The sequence below is a fragment of the Methylobacterium terricola genome, from assembly GCF_006151805.1.
Classification (GTDB): Bacteria; Pseudomonadota; Alphaproteobacteria; order Rhizobiales; family Beijerinckiaceae; genus Methylobacterium; species Methylobacterium terricola.
Window position 1 is genome coordinate 220518 of the sequence record NZ_VDDA01000004.1, and the last position, 17290, is coordinate 237807.

General features: G+C 72.2%; 16 protein-coding genes and 1 pseudogene. 15 read left to right on the plus strand and 2 right to left on the minus strand.

Annotated elements, in window-relative coordinates:
- Positions 1–63: 63 nt before the first annotated feature.
- On the plus strand, positions 64–1023 hold the full coding sequence (locus FF100_RS11435; protein ID WP_246102026.1) for a diguanylate cyclase: 960 nt from the start codon (positions 64–66) through the stop codon (positions 1021–1023).
- Positions 1024–1083: 60 nt separating this feature from the next.
- Here the strand turns inward: FF100_RS11435 and FF100_RS11440 are convergent, their stop codons facing one another.
- A complete protein-coding gene (locus FF100_RS11440) occupies positions 1084–1767 on the minus strand; it encodes an RluA family pseudouridine synthase (protein WP_139035850.1) in 684 nt (227 codons plus the stop codon).
- An 84-nt stretch (positions 1768–1851) separates the two neighbouring features.
- Here FF100_RS11440 and ftsY point away from each other — a divergent pair, with 84 nt between their 5' ends.
- Entirely contained in the window at positions 1852–3255 is a 1404-nt protein-coding gene (ftsY, locus tag FF100_RS11445; RefSeq protein ID WP_139035851.1) for a signal recognition particle-docking protein FtsY, read from the plus strand.
- Between the two features lie 20 nt (positions 3256–3275).
- Here the strand turns inward: ftsY and FF100_RS11450 are convergent, their stop codons facing one another.
- On the minus strand, positions 3276–4160 hold the full coding sequence (locus FF100_RS11450) for a LysR family transcriptional regulator (protein ID WP_139035852.1): 885 nt from the start codon (positions 4158–4160) through the stop codon (positions 3276–3278).
- Positions 4161–4253: 93 nt separating this feature from the next.
- Here FF100_RS11450 and FF100_RS11455 point away from each other — a divergent pair, with 93 nt between their 5' ends.
- From FF100_RS11455 to FF100_RS11520, 13 genes and pseudogenes are all read left to right on the plus strand, one after another.
- Entirely contained in the window at positions 4254–5246 is a 993-nt protein-coding gene (locus tag FF100_RS11455; protein WP_139035853.1) for an NAD(P)H-binding protein, read from the plus strand.
- A 230-nt stretch (positions 5247–5476) separates the two neighbouring features.
- Positions 5477–7303: a hypothetical protein gene (locus FF100_RS37000; protein ID WP_171070127.1), complete on the plus strand. Its 1827-nt coding sequence runs from the start codon at positions 5477–5479 to the stop codon at positions 7301–7303.
- A 160-nt stretch (positions 7304–7463) separates the two neighbouring features.
- Positions 7464–7643 carry a hypothetical protein gene (locus FF100_RS11465; protein ID WP_139035854.1) on the plus strand — a complete coding sequence of 60 codons (180 nt, stop codon included), beginning with the start codon at positions 7464–7466 and terminating at the stop codon, positions 7641–7643.
- A 222-nt stretch (positions 7644–7865) separates the two neighbouring features.
- Positions 7866–9902, plus strand: a complete 2037-nt coding sequence (locus FF100_RS11470; RefSeq protein ID WP_139035855.1) for a hypothetical protein — start codon at positions 7866–7868, stop codon at positions 9900–9902.
- 103 nt (positions 9903–10005) lie between these two features.
- Complete coding sequence (locus FF100_RS11475; protein ID WP_139035856.1) at positions 10006–11577, plus strand: sensor histidine kinase; 1572 nt, start codon at positions 10006–10008, stop codon at positions 11575–11577.
- Between the two features lie 22 nt (positions 11578–11599).
- Positions 11600–12304 carry a response regulator transcription factor gene (locus FF100_RS11480; protein WP_139035857.1) on the plus strand — a complete coding sequence of 235 codons (705 nt, stop codon included), beginning with the start codon at positions 11600–11602 and terminating at the stop codon, positions 12302–12304.
- A 255-nt stretch (positions 12305–12559) separates the two neighbouring features.
- On the plus strand, positions 12560–12649 hold the full coding sequence (gene pqqA, locus FF100_RS11485; RefSeq protein WP_048426854.1) for a pyrroloquinoline quinone precursor peptide PqqA: 90 nt from the start codon (positions 12560–12562) through the stop codon (positions 12647–12649).
- Between the two features lie 117 nt (positions 12650–12766).
- Positions 12767–12856, plus strand: coding sequence for a pyrroloquinoline quinone precursor peptide PqqA (pqqA, locus tag FF100_RS11490; RefSeq protein WP_048436488.1), 90 nt, complete (start codon positions 12767–12769; stop codon positions 12854–12856).
- Positions 12857–12874: 18 nt separating this feature from the next.
- Positions 12875–13774, plus strand: a complete 900-nt coding sequence (gene pqqB / locus FF100_RS11495; RefSeq protein ID WP_139035858.1) for a pyrroloquinoline quinone biosynthesis protein PqqB — start codon at positions 12875–12877, stop codon at positions 13772–13774.
- Positions 13775–13997: 223 nt separating this feature from the next.
- A pseudogene (gene pqqC, locus FF100_RS11500) lies at positions 13998–15073 on the plus strand (pyrroloquinoline-quinone synthase PqqC).
- A 33-nt stretch (positions 15074–15106) separates the two neighbouring features.
- Entirely contained in the window at positions 15107–16246 is a 1140-nt protein-coding gene (gene pqqE, locus FF100_RS11510; protein WP_139035861.1) for a pyrroloquinoline quinone biosynthesis protein PqqE, read from the plus strand.
- Positions 16243–16911 (plus strand): hypothetical protein, encoded by a 669-nt coding sequence (locus tag FF100_RS11515; RefSeq protein WP_139035862.1) that lies wholly within the window; start codon positions 16243–16245, stop codon positions 16909–16911. Before pqqE ends, FF100_RS11515 begins: the two co-directional genes overlap by 4 nt.
- Entirely contained in the window at positions 16892–17260 is a 369-nt protein-coding gene (locus FF100_RS11520) for a hypothetical protein (protein ID WP_139035863.1), read from the plus strand. The genes FF100_RS11515 and FF100_RS11520 overlap by 20 nt, the downstream gene beginning before the upstream one ends.
- Positions 17261–17290 lie beyond the last annotated feature (30 nt).

A 17290-nucleotide genomic window follows, 5' to 3' on the forward strand; every position in this document is an offset into this window, starting at 1 on the left:
CCGTGCAGGGTTTCGCCGTCACTCCAGCCTCGCTGCAACGGCCCCACCGACGATCTGCCTGGCATGCCACCGTCCCGGAACACCTCCCTCGACGACCGCTTGCTCGATCTCGACGACGAGCACTGGTCGATGCTGCTGCGGCATTCCCTGGATACGATCGCCGACATGATCATCTGGCTCGATCGCGACGCCAGATACGTCTATGTCAACCGGGCGGCGACCGTGCTTCTCGGCTACTCGGCGGACGAATTTCTGCGCATGCGGGTGTGGGACGTCGATCCGCTCTTCGACGAGGCGCAGTGGCGCGAGCATTGGCACGAACTCGAACGGACGGGGGCGGTGAAGCTCGAGACCGTGAATACGTCGCGGCTGGGCGAGCCGATTTCCGTCGAGGTGACGGCCAGTTTGGTCGCCTTCAAGGGCAAGGCCTATAATTGCTCGGTGGTGCGCGACATCACTGCCCAGAAGCAGGCCGAGGCCGATCTCCGGGCCCTCAACGACCGAATCCACGTCCTCAGCATCACCGATGCGCTGACGGGACTGGCCAACCGGCGTCACCTCGACACCGTCCTGGCGACGACGATCCGGCACCATGCCCGCACGGGCGAACCGTTCTCGCTGATCCTGCTCGACATCGATGCCTTCAAGGCCTTCAACGACCGCTACGGCCATATCGAGGGCGATGCGTGCCTGGCCCGGGTCGCGGCGGCCCTGACCGGCGCGATGCGCCGGAGCGACCACCTCGTCGCGCGCTATGGCGGCGAGGAATTCGCTTGCGTGCTCCCGAACACCACGGAGGCGCAGGCTCGGGCGCTCGCCGAGGGGCTCCGCGCCGCCGTGGCAGCGCTGGCGATTCCGCACGCGGCCTCACCGGTCGCCGGGGTGGTGACGGCGAGCTTCGGGGTTCTCACGGCCGCCTGCACCGAGGCGAGCACGCCTCTCGACTTGATCCGGAGGGCCGACCACCTCCTCTACCGGGCGAAGCGCGAGGGGCGCGACCGCGTCGTCGGGGCCGGCTGCTGACAGACGGTCCGTTTCATACCGCCGCGCCTTCGAACGGATCCGTTCGAAGGCGCGAGGGTATCAGAGGCCGCAGGCCGCCAGTCCGGTGAGCATATGTCCCGGCGCTGGCGCCTCGACGGTGATCGCCGGCTTCTTCGGGTAGAGCGGCAGGGCGAGGGTCCGGGCATGGAGCTGCAAACCCGGCCCGCCCTGGCGCGGGGCGCTGCCGTAGATCGGATCCCCGAGGATCGGCCAGCCCATCGCGGCGCAGTGCACGCGGAGCTGGTGGGTGCGCCCGGTCACCGGGTTCAGCGCCAGCCAGGTCAACCCGGTGGCTGCATCGCGTCCCAACACCCGCCAGCGCGTCAGCGAGGGATCGCCGGCGGGGTCGGTCTTCATCCACCAGCTGCGCGGATCGTCGGAGCGGCGCGCGAGGGGGAGGTCGATCTCGCCCGTCGCCTCCGACGGCCCACCCTCGACCAGCGCCCAATAGGTCTTCTCGGCGCGTCCTTGCGCGAACAGGGCGTTCAGCCGGGCCAGCGCCTTGGCGTGGCGACCGAGCGCCAGGCAGCCGGAGGTGTCGCGGTCGAGGCGGTGGGCGGCCTCGGGCCGGCGCGGCAGGCCGAAGCGCAGGGCGTCGAGGTGCTGGGTCAGCGTCTCGCCGCCCTTCGGCCCGGGATGCACCGGCAATCCCGCCGGCTTGTCGATGACGAGAACAAGGGCATCGCGGTAGAGGAGCCGCGCGAGTATGTCGTCAACGATCATGAGCCTGTCGCAGCGGCGGGGGGATGCGGGCGAAAGTGAGGGCAGGCCGCCCTAGATCGTCCGAAGGGTCGGGAGCAAGTGCGGATGAGTGAGACCAAACAGCCGGGCTGGTTCGGCCGCCTGTTCGGCCGGAAGGCCGAGACGCCGATCGAGACCCCCGCGGAGACGCCCGAAGCGGCGCCCGGTCCCGCGCCTGAGCCCGATCCCGCCGAGGCGATACCGACGGAGCCGACCGGCACCCTGTCGGAGGGCGTGCCCGACTTCGCGACCGCTGCCGACGACATCCTCCCGGCCCCGCCGACGGTGACCGAGGCCTCGCCCGAGACCGAGCCGGAGCAGGACCTGCCCGACGAGCTTGCCGGCGCCGACCTCGAACCGGTCGACGGCGTGCAGCCCGAGGGCGTGGTGCCGGCGGCGCCCGAGCCCGAACATCCCGAGCCGGTCTCCCTGGCGGAGCCCGAGCCCGAGCCGGTGCCCGTGGCGGAGGCCGTCGGGGAGCCTGCACCGGAGGAAGCGCCGCTCCAGATCTTCCAGCCCCCGCCCCCGTCCGAGACGGCGGAGGAGAAGCGCAGCTGGTGGGGCCGGCTGACCGGCGGCCTCAAGCGCACCTCCTCGGCCCTGTCCGACCGGGTCACCGGGCTGTTCACCAAGCGCAAGCTCGACGCCGACACCCTGGAGGAGCTGGAGGACGCGCTGATCCAGGCCGATTTCGGCCTCGATACCGCGGCCCGGATCGCCGAGGCCGTCGGCAAGGGCCGCTACGAGAAGGGCATCGCCCCCGACGAGGTGCGGGGCATCCTGGCGACGGAGGTCGAGCGCGCCCTCGATCCGGTCGCCCAGCCGCTCGTCATCGACACGACCAAGAAGCCGTTCGTGATCCTGATGATCGGCGTCAACGGCGCCGGCAAGACCACGACGATCGGCAAGCTCACGCAGAAGTTCCGGGCGCAGGGGCACAGCGTCATGCTGGCCGCCGGCGACACCTTCCGGGCCGCGGCGATCGAGCAGCTGCGGGTGTGGGGCGCGCGCACCGGCGCGCCGGTGGTGGCGCGGGCGCAAGGGTCGGACGCCGCCGGCCTCGCCTTCGACGCGCTCCAGGCCGCCCGCGAGGCCGGCACCGACATCCTGATGATCGATACCGCCGGCCGGCTGCAGAACAAGACCGGGCTGATGGCCGAGCTCGAGAAGGTGATCCGGGTCATCCGCAAGCTCGACGAGGAGGCGCCCCACGCCGTGCTCCTCGTCCTCGACGCCACGGTGGGCCAGAACGCGCTCAGCCAGGTCGAGATCTTCCAGAAGGCCGCCGGCGTCACCGGCCTGGTCATGACCAAGCTGGATGGGACGGCACGCGGCGGCATCCTGGTGGCGCTCGCCGCGAAGTTCGGCCTGCCGGTCCACTTCATCGGCGTCGGCGAGGGGGTCGACGACCTGGAGCCCTTCGCGGCGCGGGACTTCGCCCGGGCGATCGCCGGGCTGGACAAGGGCTGAGGGGCGGGGCGCCGCCCCGCTCACTCCGCGCAATACGCCGCCATGCCCTCCGCCAACGCGTCGAACGCCACCCGGCAGCGGCGCAAGGAGCGCAGGTCCTCGTGCATCGCCACGAAGGTCGGCAGCTCCCAGACGATCTCCGGCAGGATCCGGATCAGGCCGGGGTCGCGGGCGGCGAGCACCGTGTGGCAGGCGCCGAGGCCGAACCCGGCCCGCACAGCCGCGAGCTGCGCGAGCGTGCTGTCGCTGCGCCAGGCGAATCCCGCCCCGGCCAGCGCCGGGGCGTGGTGCATCATCACCCGCAGGAACGGCGTCTCGGCGTCGAAACCGACGACGCTGTGCCGGGCGAGGTCCGCCGGGACCTCCGGCACGCCGCGCCGGGCGAGGTAGCGGCGGTGGCCGTAGAGGCCGAGGCGGACCGTGCCGACCCGGCGCGCCACCAGAGCCTCCTGTGTCGGCGGCGCCATCCGGACGGCGATGTCGACGTCGCGCCGCAGCAGGTCCTGCATCCGGTCGGAGAGCACCACGTCGACGGTGAGGCCGGGATGGCGGGCGTGCAGGTCGGCCAGGATCGGCGGCAGCACCTCGGCCCCGACCACCTCCGAGGCGGTGATCCGCACCCGTCCCGTCAGGCCTTCCGCCTCCGCCGTCACCGCCCGGTGCAGCGCCTCGGCCGTCGCCCGGAGCGAGCGCCCGTAGGGCGCCAGCGTCAGGGCGGCCTCGGTCGGCGCGAGGCCGGCGGGCGAGCGCGTGAACAGGGCGACCCCGAGGGCCTGCTCCAGGGCCGCGATCTGCCGGCCGAGGGTCGGCTGGGTCAGCCCGAGCGCCCGCGCGGCGCCGGAGAGCGAGCCCTCCTCCAGCACGGCGAGCGCGGCGCGGTAATGGTCCCAGCTCGGTTCGGTCATACGGTTTCGTATAGCCGATCGCCGGGCTTCGGCAATTTTCAGGGTGCCGACGCCCTGGCACATCTCCCCCCGCCACCGGACGAGGAGAGCGTGATGACGGCGAGGACGGCCCTGGTTCTGGGCGCGACGGGCGGGATCGGCAACGCGGTGGCGCAACGCCTCCGGCAGGACGGCTGGACGGTGCGGGCCCTGCACCGCGATCCCGGCCGGGTGGCGCGGGACGGCGACGGGTTCGCCTGGATGCGCGGCGACGCGATGAAGCCCGCCGACGTGACCGCCGCCGCGGCGGGCGCGTCGCTGCTCGTCCACGCGGTCAACCCGCCCGGCTACCGCGACTGGGACCGGCTGGTGCTGCCGATGCTCGACGCCTCGATCGCGGCGGCCGGGACGGCCGAGGCCCGCCTGCTCCTGCCCGGCAACGTCTATGTCTACGGCCGCGACGCCGGCCCGAACCCGGGCGACGACGCCCCCCAGACGGCCCGGACGGCGAAGGGCCGCATCCGCATCGCCATGGAGGCGCACCTGCGGGATTCCGGCGTGCGCAGCCTGATCCTGCGGGCCGGCGACTTCTTCGGGCCGCGCACCACCGCCAATTCCTGGTTCTCCACCGCCCTGGTGCGGCCGGGCCGGCCGGTGCGGCGGGTGCTCGATCCCGGCACGCCAGGGATCGGCCATCAATGGGCCTACCTGCCCGACGTCGCCGAGGCGATGGTGCGCCTGGCCGCCCGTGAGGCCGAGCTGCCGCGCTTCGCGACGTTCAGCATGGACGGACACTGGGATCCGGACGGCCGGCAGATGATCGCGGCGATCGTCCGCGCGGTAGGCGCCCCCGTGCGGGTGCGGCGCTTCCCCTGGGCGTTGCTGCCGCTTGCCGCGCCGTTCTGGCCGCTCGCCCGGGAGATCCGGGAGATGCGCTACCTGTGGCGGGAGCCGATCCGGATGCGCAACGACCGTCTCGTGCAGGTTCTGGGGGCCGAGCCGCACACCCCCCTCGACCGGGCCGTACGCGAGACGCTGGCCGGGCTCGGATGCCTGGAGGGCGAGGACGACCGGAGCGTCACGGCGCGCCCGAGAGCGCGTGCGTGACCGTCTTGCCGAGCCGCATTCCCGCGGCGGCGTGCCGGAGCGGCGCCGGGGAGCCGAGCGTCCAGGACAGGATCCATGCCGCGGGGCCCCCTCCCGGATGCGACACGTCGTCATCGTCACTCATGATCTAGGCGCGTGCCCGGCCCTGTGGTGACCTGGCTGCGCGAGCTGGCCCGGACGCGATGCGATCGGCCCTCGGATGTTCCAGGGGGCCGAGGATGCGGGCAGGGATGCGGGCTCTGGTGGGGCTGCCGGCGCTGGCCGGACTCGTCGGCACGGCCGTCGCCCAGAATGCGGCCGCGATGCCGGAGTCGCTCTACGCCAAGGCCGGCGGCTACGACGTCATCCGCCCTGCCGGCGGCCCGGCCAACGGCCTCGGCTGCCGCATGCTGCGCAGCACCCTTGAGGCGAGCGACGGCAACGCCGAGAAGGCCGTCATCGTCGCTCCGAAGACTGGCGGTGTCGCCTTCTCGGTCGCCTACGAGCGCTGGAGCTGGAAGGCCGGGCAGCCGCCGACGCTCCGCTACCGGATCGGCGACCAGAACCCGCTGCAGGAGATCGTGCCGGTCGGGGCGATCGTGGCCGACGGCCTGGCCATCGGCGCCCTCTTCCCGGTTGCCCTCGTGCCCCGGCTGCAAGCCGCCACGCGGGTGGTGGTCGAGGCGAACGGCAGCGCGGTGACGTTCCATCTCGCCGGCATCCGACCGGCCTATGATGCCGTGCTCCGCTGCAACCGCAACGAGCCCCCCGCCCCGCCGGGACCCGTCGCGGGGACGGCATCGCCGGCCGCGGCGCCCTCCGCGACGGCCCCTGCGACCATCCAGGCCTTGCCCCCCGTCGCCCAGGCCTCGCCCCCGGTTCAGGGCTCCCCGCCCGGTCAAGCCGCTCCGCCGGGCCAGGCGCCGCTGCCCACGGAGGCGCGGCTCGCCGCGTACATGCTGGGTCGCGGCCTCAAGAGCGTCTTCGAGCGCTGCGACCTCCCCACGACGAGCCGGGAGCGCGCAACGCTGGACGCCAAGCTCGCGGCCCTGCGGCCGGAGATGACCCGGGCCGAGACAGCGATCCAGCTCGCGATCGACAAGCAGGCGGGAGTGCCGTGCGGCGGCGACGACCCGTCGCTCCGCCAGGCGCTCGAGATGTATGTCCGGACGACGCCCGAGGAATTCGCCGCCGAGTGGGACGGCAAGCGCAGCGGCGTCGGGGCCCGCGTCGCGCGTCAGATCCTCGCGGCGCTCAAGCCGGCGGGCCCGCCGCGGGCGCGGGTCGCGACCTTCCTGTACGGGCTCGTGCTCCAGGACCTGATCGCGCATTGCGACATCGCCACCACCGCCAGGCAGCGGGCCGGGCTGAAGGCGAAGCTGGACGGCTTCCGCGCCGAGATGCCGGCCCAGGAAGCGGAACTGCAAAAGCAGAAGGGCGCCTTCACGACCTGCCCGCCGGCCGGCGAGGTGTCCGATTTCCAGACCGTGATGCCGCTGTTCCTGGAGCGCAGCCCCGAGGAGTTCTCCGCCGAGATGGACCGCCGTCAGGCGGGCCGGACGGCGGCCCTGCCGGCGCCGCCGAACGCCGAGCCGGGCTGCCGCCTCGGCTCGTTCCCGCAGGACGAGGCGCAGGCGGAGAAGGCGTTCACGGAGCGGTTCCGCCGCGATCTTCCGGCCTTCGTGATCGAGAAGGCGGCCTCCAACGAGCATGAGGCGACCTTCGTGTTCGCGCCGCTGACCGAGAAGGATGCGGGCCCGCGCGGCTTCGTCGTCCTCGACCGGGTCGCGGGCCGGTTCGGCCGCGTGCTGATCGCCGCCCCGGTCGCGCGCAGCGACTGGCGCCAGGCGATGACGCTCGTCGCGAGCCACGTCATCAATGTCTACGACGCGACCCAGGCCGTCGGGGCGGTCGGCAGGACAGTCGCCCCCCATGTCAAGGAGCGCGTTCACAGCGTCCCCGACAGGATCCCGTTCGGCTCCGTCTACCTGCAAGTCACGCAGCTGAAGGACGGCAATCAGGCGCTCGTCGTCGACCGCTGGAACGGCGCGGATTGCACGCGGGACACCATGAAGTGAGATCGCGGCGGGCGGCCCGGGAGGATGGACGATGATGCGGTTCGCGTGGATCCCCGGTGGACTGAGCGTCGCGGCGGCTTTGTGCTCTGCGGCGCTCGCCCAGGCGGGCGGGGGCTCCGGTGGCCCTGTTCCCGACGGATCATACCACTGCCGGATGTGGATGGGATCGAGCTACGTCGATCTCGGGACGGTGCGCAGCGTCGGCGGGGCGCTGAGCCCCAACCCGGTCGCCAAGGCCGGCGGCACGATCACCGGGGCGAGCGCGACGAAGGACGGCCTCCGGATCGACTACACGACCGCCCGCGGCTACCGCGAGAACCTGGACTGCACGCGGGTGTAGCGTTCCCGCCCCCTCGCCCGCCGCGCCGGGGAACCTGCGATAGGGCGTGCCCGCCGTGGCCGCATCCGCCACAGGCTCAGGCCGCGTCACGGCACGGCCGGATGATCCCCTCGCGCCTTAGCGCCGGCGCCCGCTCGGTCTTGCCGTGCGCCTTCGAGCGGATGCGGTCGAAGGCGCGGCGGTATGAGGCATCGGGACCGGCCTTGGATGCCGTGCCGGCTCGTGACCCTGGCGTTGCGACATGCCGTCATCGTCACCAGTGACGATAGGCGGCCTCCCGGCCCTGTGGTGACCTGCGGACAGAGGGCGTGCGCGGGCCGACCGGTCCGGCCCTCGACCGTTCGGGGGCCGGGAATGCGGGCAGGGAAGCGGGTTCGCGTGTGGCTGCCGGCTTTGGCCGGCCTCGTCGGCGCGGCCTTGCCCGCCGCGGCCGAGGACACGCTCTACGCGAAAGCCGGCGGCTTCGACATCCAGCGCCCCGACGGCGGACCGGTCGGCGGCCTCGGTTGCAACGCGCTGCGCACCAGCCTCGAGGCGAGCGACGGCAACGCCGAGAAGGCGGTCATCGTCACGCCGAAGAGCCGCGGCCTCGCCCTGACGGTCGCCTACGAGCGCTGGGACTGGAAGGCCGGCAAGCCGCCCAAGCCGCGCTATCGGCTCGAGGGCCAGGGGGCGGCGCAGGAGATCGTGCCCCTGCCCGGCGAGCTCGTGGCCGACAGCTACGCCCTCGGCACGCTGTTCCCGTTCTCGGTGCTGTCCCGGTTCCAGGCTGCCACGCGGGTGGTGATCGAGGCCGGGGGCACCCGGGTGCCGTTCGACCTCACCGGGTTGCGACAGGCCTACGACGTCGTGCTCCGCTGCAACCGCGACGAGCCGGTTCCGGCTGTCCCGCAGCCGGGCCCCGCCGCGGGTACCCCGTCCGCAGCGGGGGCTTCGACCCCGGCCATCGGCGCCTCGCCCTCCACCGGGACGTCGCCACCCGTGGCGGGCCCGACGCTGTCCGCCGAGGTCGCGCCACGTCCTGCCGGGCCGGCGCCCTCACCTGCCGGCGAACCCTTGCCGACGGAGGCGCGGCTGGGCGCCTACCTCGTCGGCCGGGGGTTGCAGGATCAGGTCGAGCGCTGCGACCTCGCCACCACGGCCCGGCAGCGTCGGACGCTCGATGCCAAGGTCGAGGCACTGCGGCCGGAGATGCGCAAGGCCGACGACGCGATCCGAACCACGCTCAAGGAGGAGGCGGGCAGACCGTGCCCTGAGGCCGGCGATCCCATCGTGCGCGAGGCTCTGGACCTTTACCTGCGCGCCACGCCCGAGGCGTTCGCGGCCGAGTGGGACCGCAAGACCGACGGTGTCATGGTCTTTAAGGCGCGCGAGATTCTCAAGACCCTGCAGCCGGCGGCCCCGCCGCGGGCGCGGCAGGCCGCCTTCCTGTACGGGCTGATGCTGCAGGACCTGATCGCGCATTGCGACATCGCCACCACCGCCAGGCAGCGGGCCGGCCTGACGGCGAAGCTGGACGCCTTCCGCATGGAGATGGCGGCGCAGGAACCGGACTTGCAGAAGGAGAAGGGTGCCTTCACGACCTGTCCGGCGGGCGACACGCTGGCCGAGTTCCAGGCTGCGATGCCGCTGTTCCTGGAGCGCAGCCCGGAGGACTTCGCCGCCGAGATGGACCGGCGCTCGGCGGCACGGACGGCCGCGCAGGCCCGGGAGCCTCAGGGACCGGAAGCGCAGGCGCCGGACGGCAGGGCCGCCCTGGCGCCGAAGGCCGAAGCGGGATGTCGCAAAGCCCCCTTCCCGCAGAATGCAGCGCTGCTGCGGCAGAGCCTCGTGGAGCGGTTCCGTCGCGAGCTGCCGGATTTCGAGATCGAGGATTTGACGGCGAATAAGGACGCCGCCAGCTTTGCTTTCATGCTGCGGACCGACGAGAGCGGGGATCGGAGCGGGTTCTTCACGCTCCACTTCGACGCGGGCCGCGCAGACTACCTGGCGGTCAGCGGCCCGGTCGGGCATGGCGGTTGGCGCCGCGCGGTGATTCTCGTCGTCGCTCATGCCATCGCGGTCTTCGACCCGACCCAGGATCGCGCGGAGATCGACCGGAAGCTGTCCGTGCACGTCACGGAGCGCCCGCGCTCGGTGGACAAGATGATCGCCTTCGGCCCGGTCTTCCTGAGCTTTCTCGGCCTGCGGGACGGGGATCAATCCATCACCGTCCAGCGGTGGGACGGCGCTGAATGCTGGCCGGGCAGCGTGAGGTGAAGGACCCCGGCGGCACGATCCCGGGGCGATCCCCCGAGCGTCCACCTCGCCCTCCCCGCCGATCCCGTGCAGGATGCCGACGGGACGGGAGGACGAATGCGGGATGGGATCGCTCCGGGTACGGTTCGGGCTGCTGGTCGGGAGCGCGGCCGCCCTCGTGGTGCTGGCGGCGATCGGCCTCTACGCGACGTTGCACACCGCCGAGCGCACGCTCGACGCGACGCTCGACGCGCAGGTGCGCCTGGAGCTGATCGCCGAGCTGTCCGGGCGGCTGACCGAGTTCGGCCTCGCGGCGATCGAGGCGGTCGGCGACAATCCGGGCCGGCCCGAGCGGCTCGCCAATGCCCGCAACGAGGTCGACCGGGCGCTCAACGCCGTCGATGACGGCCTCAGCCGCGCCGTCGCCGGGGCCGGCGGCGTCCTCGACCGCACGCAGTACACCGCCCGCGCCCGGCCGCTGGCCCGCCTGCGGGCGGCCCGCGCCATGCTCGACCGGCAGGTGGCGCAGATCCAGCGCGAGCCCAACCCCGCCCGCCGCGCCGACGCGATCCGCGGGGCGCTCAACGCCTTCGGGGCGGTGACCGGCCAGCCCCTGACCTTCCTGGTCGAGGCCGAGCGCCGCTCGGTCGAGGCGTCCTCGGCCGAGGTCCGCACCCTGGCCAGCCGGATGCGCGGCGTCGCGGTGGCGGCGGCCGTGCTGATCGTGCTGCTCCTCGTCCTGCTGCACCAGGGCCTGACCCGGCCGATCCTGCGGCGGATCGAGGCGATCCGGGCCGGCGCGGCCGCCATCGGCCGCGGCGAGCTCGACACCCGCCTGCCGGTGGCGAGCCGCGACGAGCTCGGCCTGCTGGTCGCCAGCTTCAACCGGATGGCGGCGCGGCTGAAGCGGCGCGAGGCCCGGGTCGCCGCCGACCGGGCGGCGCTGGAGGAGATCGTCGCCCGCGCCACCGCCGACCTGCGCGGCGCCAATGCCCGGCTCGAGGAGATCGACCGGTCGCGCCGGCGGTTCTTCGCCGATGTCAGCCACGAATTGCGCACGCCGCTGACCGTGATCCTCGGCGAATGCGATCTCGCCGCCCGCTCCCCCGACACGCCCGACGCGTTCCGCCCGGTGATCGCCACCATCCGCAAGCGGGCCCTGCGGCTGCACCGCCGGGTCGGCGACATGCTGCGGGTGGCGCGCTCGGAATCCGGCCAGATCGCCCTGGAGCTGCGTCCGGTCGGGCTCGCCGGCATCCTGGCCGAGGCGGTGGAGAGCTGCGCGCCGGAGGCGGGGCGCCGCCGCATCGCCCTGGAGCTGGAGCCGAGCGCCGCCGACGTCGAGGTGATGGCCGATGCCGAGTGGCTGCGCCAGATCGTCGAGGGGCTGATCGACAATGCCCTTCGCCACGGTGCCGGCGCGACCCGGATCGGCGTCGGCTTCGCGCCGAGGGGCAGCGGCGCCGCCGTCACGGTGACCGATGACGGCCCGGGCTTCCCGCCGGAGGCCGAGGGCCTGTTCGAGCGGTTCCGGCGCGGTGACGGGCCGGCGGCCTCCGGCTTCGGCATCGGCCTCGCTCTGGCGCGCTGGGTCGTTGAGCGCCATGATGGGGCGATCCGCCTGGAATCGGGCGCGCCGGGCGCCCGGGTGACCCTGGAACTGCCCGGCGAGGACATGAGGGAGGATGCCGCATGAGCGACCGACCGGAAGGGCGCACATGACCAACGTGCTCATCGTCGAGGATGACGGCGACATCCGTGCCATGCTGGCCCGCGGCCTCTCGGCCGAGGGATTCGACATCGACCTCGCGGGCGGCGTCGACGAGGCGCTCGCCGCCGCCCGCGAGCGGGTGCCGGAGGCGGTGCTGCTCGACAACATGCTGCCGGACGGCTCGGGCCACGACGTCTGCCGCAGCTTGCGCGAGGGCGGCTATCCGGGGGCGATCCTCTTCTTAAGCGCCAAGGACGAGGTCGGCGACCGGGTCGACGGCCTGGCGGTCGGTGCCGACGACTACATCGTCAAGCCGTTCGTGTTCGACGAGCTGCTCGCCCGCCTGCGCGTCCACCTGCAGCGGCGGCGCGCCGCCGGCGAGGCCCGCACCCTGGTCACCGCCGGGCGCCTCTCCCTCGACCTCGCGACCCGCCAGGTCCGCTTCGGCGACGTCACATGCCGGCTGACCCAGCGCGAGGCCGAGTTGCTGGCGATCCTGATGGAGCAGGCGAGCCGGCCGGTCTCCCGCGGCGACATCTTCGACCGGCTCTGGGCGAGCCAGGGCGGCCTCTCGCTCAACGTCGTCGACGTCTATGTCGGCTACCTGCGCACCAAGCTCGCCGACATCGTCCGGGCCGGCGGGCCCAGCCTCGTCACGGTGCGCGGCCGCGGCTTCATGCTCGACCTGCACGAGGCCGGCTTCCGCCAGTGAGGCCCGCCGCGATTCTGGTGGCGATTTCCTCGATGGCAAAATTATTTTGGGCGCGATCGATACCGGCTAACCCCGTGCGGAACCTGCACAATAAGACCGGTCTGAGAATGTGCGCCCCCGCCCCTCCCGAACAATCGGCAAAATAGCGCTTGCACTCCGGGGCGTGATTGCCGATATATCCCGTGTGACAGAAAACACTGTCATTCCAAAGTCTTAAGAACCTCTTAGAGGTTCCGGCAGCCCAGGAGAAGCGCCATGAAGTGGTCGATGCCCGTCGTCGCCGAGGTCTGTGTCGGCATGGAAGTCACCAGCTACGAGTCGGCCGAGATCGATCCCTTCAACTAAGGGCTCGTACGGTTTGCGCCTCCGGCGGTTCGCCGCCGGATGGCGCTCGATCGAGACACCACCAGAAGCCCGGCCCTCGCGAGCCGGACCATCCGCCGAAGTCGAAGGAGGAACATCATGAAGTGGTCGATGCCCGTCGTCGCCGAGATCTGCGTCGGCATGGAAGTCACCAGCTACGAGTCCGCCGAGATCGATCCGTTCAACTGAGCGGATCGAGCCCGGACCATGCAGGCCATCGTTCTGGGCTCCGGTGCGGGCGGGGGCGTGCCGCAGTGGAACTGCCGCTGCCCGATCTGCGCCATGGCCCGGGCGGGCGACCGCCGGGTTCTGGCACGCACCCAGTCGAGCCTCGCCGTCTCCGCCGACGGCGACAACTGGCTCCTGGTGAATGCCTCGCCGGATCTCCGCCAGCAACTCTTCGAGACACCGGCCCTGCACCCGCGCGAGGGCCTGCGCCACTCGCCGATCCGGGCGGTGCTGCTCACCAACGGCGACGTCGACCACGTCGCCGGCCTGCTCACCTTGCGCGAGGGCCAGCCCTTCCGCCTCCACGCGACGCGCGGCATCCTCGACTCGATCGCCGCCAACCGCGTCTTCGACGTGATGGCGCAGGGCGTGGTCGAGCGGAGCGAGATCGCCCTGAATGCGCCGTTCTCGCCGGTGCCGGGCCTGACCGTGACCCTGTTCCCGGTGCCCGGCAAGGTGCCGCTCTGGCTCGAGGACGGCACGCCGGAGATCGGCGCCGAGACCGAGAGCACGGTCGGCGCGATGATCGAGGCCGGGGGGAAGCGCCTCGCCTACGTGCCGGGCTGCGCCAGGGTCACCGACGGCCTGAGGGAGCGGCTGGCCGGGGTCGACGCCTTGCTGTTCGACGGCACGGTGCTGGCCGACGACGACATGATCCGCGCCGGGGTCGGCACCAAGACCGGCTGGCGCATGGGCCACGTGCCGATGACCGGCGAGGGCGGTTCGGTGGCGGCGCTCGCCGCGGTGCCGATCGGGCGCAGGGTTTTCGTCCACATCAACAACACCAACCCGGTGCTGGTCGAGGGCTCGGAGGAGCGCCGGAGCATCGAGGCGGCGGGGTGGATCGTGGCGCAGGACGGGCTGGCGCTGAGTTTGTGAACCCCCTCGGCCGGTTCTCACCGAGCGATTGATCGCGCGGGCGCCCCTCTGCGATACGGGAGCGGGGGCCGCCATCGACCCGGACTCCGCGACGATGCAGAGCCGAGGCCGTCGGATCACCCCGCCGTCAGGCACTTTGGTCGCCCTTGACCGCCCTCCCCTGCGGGACAATCTCCCTCTCCCGGGTCAGCCGCCGAACAAGAAACCGGAACGCCAGGACGCCATGACCGCCGCTTCCCTCGCCCGTCCCGCCGAGCCCGTCGACCGCCTGCTCTCCCCCGACGAGCTCGAGGCGGCGCTGCGCGACATCGGGGCGCGGCGCTACCACAACCTGCACCCGTTCCACCGCCTGTTGCATGACGGCCAGCTCGACAAGGATCAGGTCCGGGCCTGGGCGCTCAACCGCTACTACTACCAGGCGATGATCCCGGTGAAGGACGCGACGCTCCTGGCGCGCCTGCCCGATGCGGCGCTGCGCCGGATCTGGCGCCAGCGCATCGTCGACCATGACGGCGACCACGAGGGCGATGGCGGCATCGAGCGCTGGCTGAAGCTCGCCGAGGGCGTCGGCTTCGACCGCGACTACGTGCTCTCGACCACGGGCATCCTCTCGGCGACCCGCTTCTCGGTCGAGGCCTACGTGCATTTCGTCGGTGAGCGCTCGCTCCTGGAGGCGATCGCCTCTTCGCTGACCGAGATGTTCTCGCCGACCATCATCTCCGAGCGCGTCTCCGGGATGCTGAAGAACTACGACTTCATCACCCGCGAGACCCTGTCCTACTTCGACAAGCGCCTGACCCAGGCGCCGCGGGACGCGGATTTCGCCCTCGACTACGTCAAGCGTCACGCCACGACGCCGGAGCTGCAGGCCCAGGCCCTCGCGGCTTTGCGCTTCAAGTGCAGCGTGCTGTGGACCCAGCTCGACGCGCTGTACTTCGCCTATGTGGCGCCCGGCATGATCCCGCCGGATGCCTGGCGGCCCGGCGAGGGCCTGCGCGCGGGAGCCGGCGCATGAGCCTGACCCCCGACAGCGTGCCGCGCCTGCCCCGCGGCGTGCGCCTGCGCCACGACACGGTGCGCAACGCCCACGTGCTGCTGGCGCCCGAGCGCACCTTCGACCTCGACCAGAACGCCGTCGCGGTGCTCAGCCTCGTCGACGGCAGCCGCAGCATCCGGACCATCGCCGAGGCCTTGGGCCGGCAATACGAGGTCGATCCGGGCATCATCGAGCCCGACGTCATCGTCATGCTGGACGGCCTGCTGCTCAAGCGCGTGCTGGAGACCGTGCCGGCCGCCTGACCCCCGGGACGGACAGAGCCGAGAGAGGCCATCATGAACGCCGTCACGCCCGCTCTGCCGGCCCCGATCGGGCTCCTCGCCGAGCTGACCCATCGCTGCCCCCTGCGCTGCCCCTATTGCTCGAACCCGCTCGAGCTCGACCGGCGCTCGGCCGAGCTCGACACCGCCACCTGGCAGCGGGTGCTGACCGAGGCGGCGGGTCTCGGGGTACTGCACGTGCATCTCTCCGGCGGCGAGCCGACGGCGCGGCAGGACATCGTCGACATCACCCGCACCTGCGCCGAGCTCGGCCTCTACTCGAACCTGATCACCTCCGGGGTGGCGGGCGCGCTCGACAAGCTCGACGCGCTCTACGAGGTCGGGCTCGATCACGTGCAGCTCTCGGTCCAGGCGGTCGAGGCAGCCAATGCCGAGCGCATCGGCGGCCTCAAGAACGCGCAGCCGCAAAAATTCGCCTTCGCCGAGCGGGTGACGGCGCTCGGCCTGCCGCTGACGCTGAACGCCGTGATTCACCGCGGCAACATCGCCGAGGTGCCGGCGCTGATCGACCTCGCGGTCCGCCTCGGCGCCAAGCGCCTGGAGGTCGCCCACACGCAGTATTACGGCTGGGCCTACGTCAACCGCGCCGCCCTGATGCCGGCGAAGGCCGATGTCGATCGCTCGATCCGCACCGTCGAGGAGGCGCGCGAGCGGCTGAAGGGCCAGCTCGTCATCGACCTCGTGGTCCCGGATTACTACGCCAAGTATCCCAAGGCCTGCGCCGGCGGCTGGGGCCGGCGGCTGATGAACGTCACCCCCACCGGCAAGGTCCTGCCCTGCCACGCCGCGGAGACGATCCCGGGCCTGGATTTCTGGTACGTCCAGGACCGGTCGCTCTCCGAGATCTGGGCGGAGTCGCCGGCCTTCCGGGCCTATCGCGGCACCGAGTGGATGCAGGAGCCCTGCCGCTCCTGCGACCGGCGCGAGAAGGATTGGGGCGGCTGCCGCTGCCAGGCTCTGGCGCTCGCCGGCGACGCCAAGGCCACCGATCCGGCCTGCTCGCTCTCGCCCCTCCACGGCAAGGTGCAGGCCCTGGCCATTGCCGAATCGGCGCTTGAGACCGCGCCGGACTATCAGTACCGCACCATCGGCGGCGCGCCCCGCGTCGCCCTGCCCGAGGGAGCGCCCGCGTGAGACGCCTCGTCCTGGTCGCCGCCATCGCCACAACCCTCGCGGGCTCGGCCTCCGCGGACGATGCCCCGGCCGCCGCCAAGCTCCTGTTCGAGACCAACCAGCTCGCCAACGCCCCGCCGGGCCAGCCGCTGAGCTACCGCTACACCCGCTTCAGCGGCATCGAGGGTGCGCCGTTCGGCCCCCCGGTCGAGGACCGCATCCGCGAGGAGCTGGCCCCGGGCCCGAATCCCGACACCCGCAACCTCAAGGTCGAGATGTTCTCCGGCGAGCGCCGGATGCCGACCGCGACCTACGAGGACATGCCGGGCAACCCGGTGCTGGTGCGCTTCCTCGAACACCACCTCGACGACCTCGCCAAGGTTCTCAAGGGCAACCCGCGCTACATCAAGAACGCCATCCGGCGCAGTTTGCGCGAGGGGGCCACCGTGACCCCGACCGAGGTCGAGGTCGACGGGATAAGGAAGCCGGGCTGGCGCGTGGTGGCGCGGCCTTTCGTCGACGATCCCGTCCGCGACCGCCTGCGCGGCTTCGACAGCCTGACCTACACCTTCGTGGTCTCCCCCGCCGTGCCCGGCCAGATCGTCTCGATCGACGTCAAGGCGACGAACCCGGAGGGCGGCATCCTGCTCCAGGAAACCCTGACCCATGAACCGAATGCTGGTTAAGGCGGCTCTCGCCGCGGGCATCATGCTCGCGGCGGGTCTCGCCGCCGCGCGGGCCGACGACAACGACTATCCGACCGAGGCGCGGGCCGATTACGTCTTCGGCTGCATGGCGGCCAACGGCCAGACCCGTGAGGCGCTGACGAAATGCGCCTGCTCGATCGACGCCATCGCGGCGATCCTGCCCTATGACAAGTATGTCCGGGCCTCGACCATCCTGGGCATGCGCCAGGGCATCGGTCAGCGTGCCAACGAGTTCCGCTCGACCAAGATGTTCGACGACCAGGTGGCGGAGCTGCGCCGCGCCCAGGCCGAGGCGGAGATCCGCTGCTACCGGCCGACCGCGAACTGACCGCATCCGGAACCCCCCGGGCGCCGCAGC

Coding starts and splice junctions, on each gene's coding strand:
- FF100_RS11520 (WP_139035863.1), top strand. CDS start 16,892: ATGAACCGAATGCTGGTTAAGGCGGCTCTCGCCGCGGGCATCATGCTC.
- pqqE (WP_139035861.1), top strand. CDS start 15,107: ATGAACGCCGTCACGCCCGCTCTGCCGGCCCCGATCGGGCTCCTCGCC.
- pqqB (WP_139035858.1), top strand. CDS start 12,875: ATGCAGGCCATCGTTCTGGGCTCCGGTGCGGGCGGGGGCGTGCCGCAG.
- pqqA (WP_048426854.1), top strand. CDS start 12,560: ATGAAGTGGTCGATGCCCGTCGTCGCCGAGGTCTGTGTCGGCATGGAA.
- FF100_RS11465 (WP_139035854.1), top strand. CDS start 7,464: ATGGGATCGAGCTACGTCGATCTCGGGACGGTGCGCAGCGTCGGCGGG.
- FF100_RS11450 (WP_139035852.1), bottom strand. CDS start 4,160: ATGACCGAACCGAGCTGGGACCATTACCGCGCCGCGCTCGCCGTGCTG.
- FF100_RS11440 (WP_139035850.1), bottom strand. CDS start 1,767: ATGATCGTTGACGACATACTCGCGCGGCTCCTCTACCGCGATGCCCTT.
- FF100_RS11475 (WP_139035856.1), top strand. CDS start 10,006: ATGGGATCGCTCCGGGTACGGTTCGGGCTGCTGGTCGGGAGCGCGGCC.
- FF100_RS11435 (WP_246102026.1), top strand. CDS start 64: ATGCCACCGTCCCGGAACACCTCCCTCGACGACCGCTTGCTCGATCTC.
- FF100_RS11455 (WP_139035853.1), top strand. CDS start 4,254: ATGACGGCGAGGACGGCCCTGGTTCTGGGCGCGACGGGCGGGATCGGC.
- ftsY (WP_139035851.1), top strand. CDS start 1,852: ATGAGTGAGACCAAACAGCCGGGCTGGTTCGGCCGCCTGTTCGGCCGG.
- FF100_RS11480 (WP_139035857.1), top strand. CDS start 11,600: ATGACCAACGTGCTCATCGTCGAGGATGACGGCGACATCCGTGCCATG.
- pqqA (WP_048436488.1), top strand. CDS start 12,767: ATGAAGTGGTCGATGCCCGTCGTCGCCGAGATCTGCGTCGGCATGGAA.
- FF100_RS37000 (WP_171070127.1), top strand. CDS start 5,477: ATGCGGGCTCTGGTGGGGCTGCCGGCGCTGGCCGGACTCGTCGGCACG.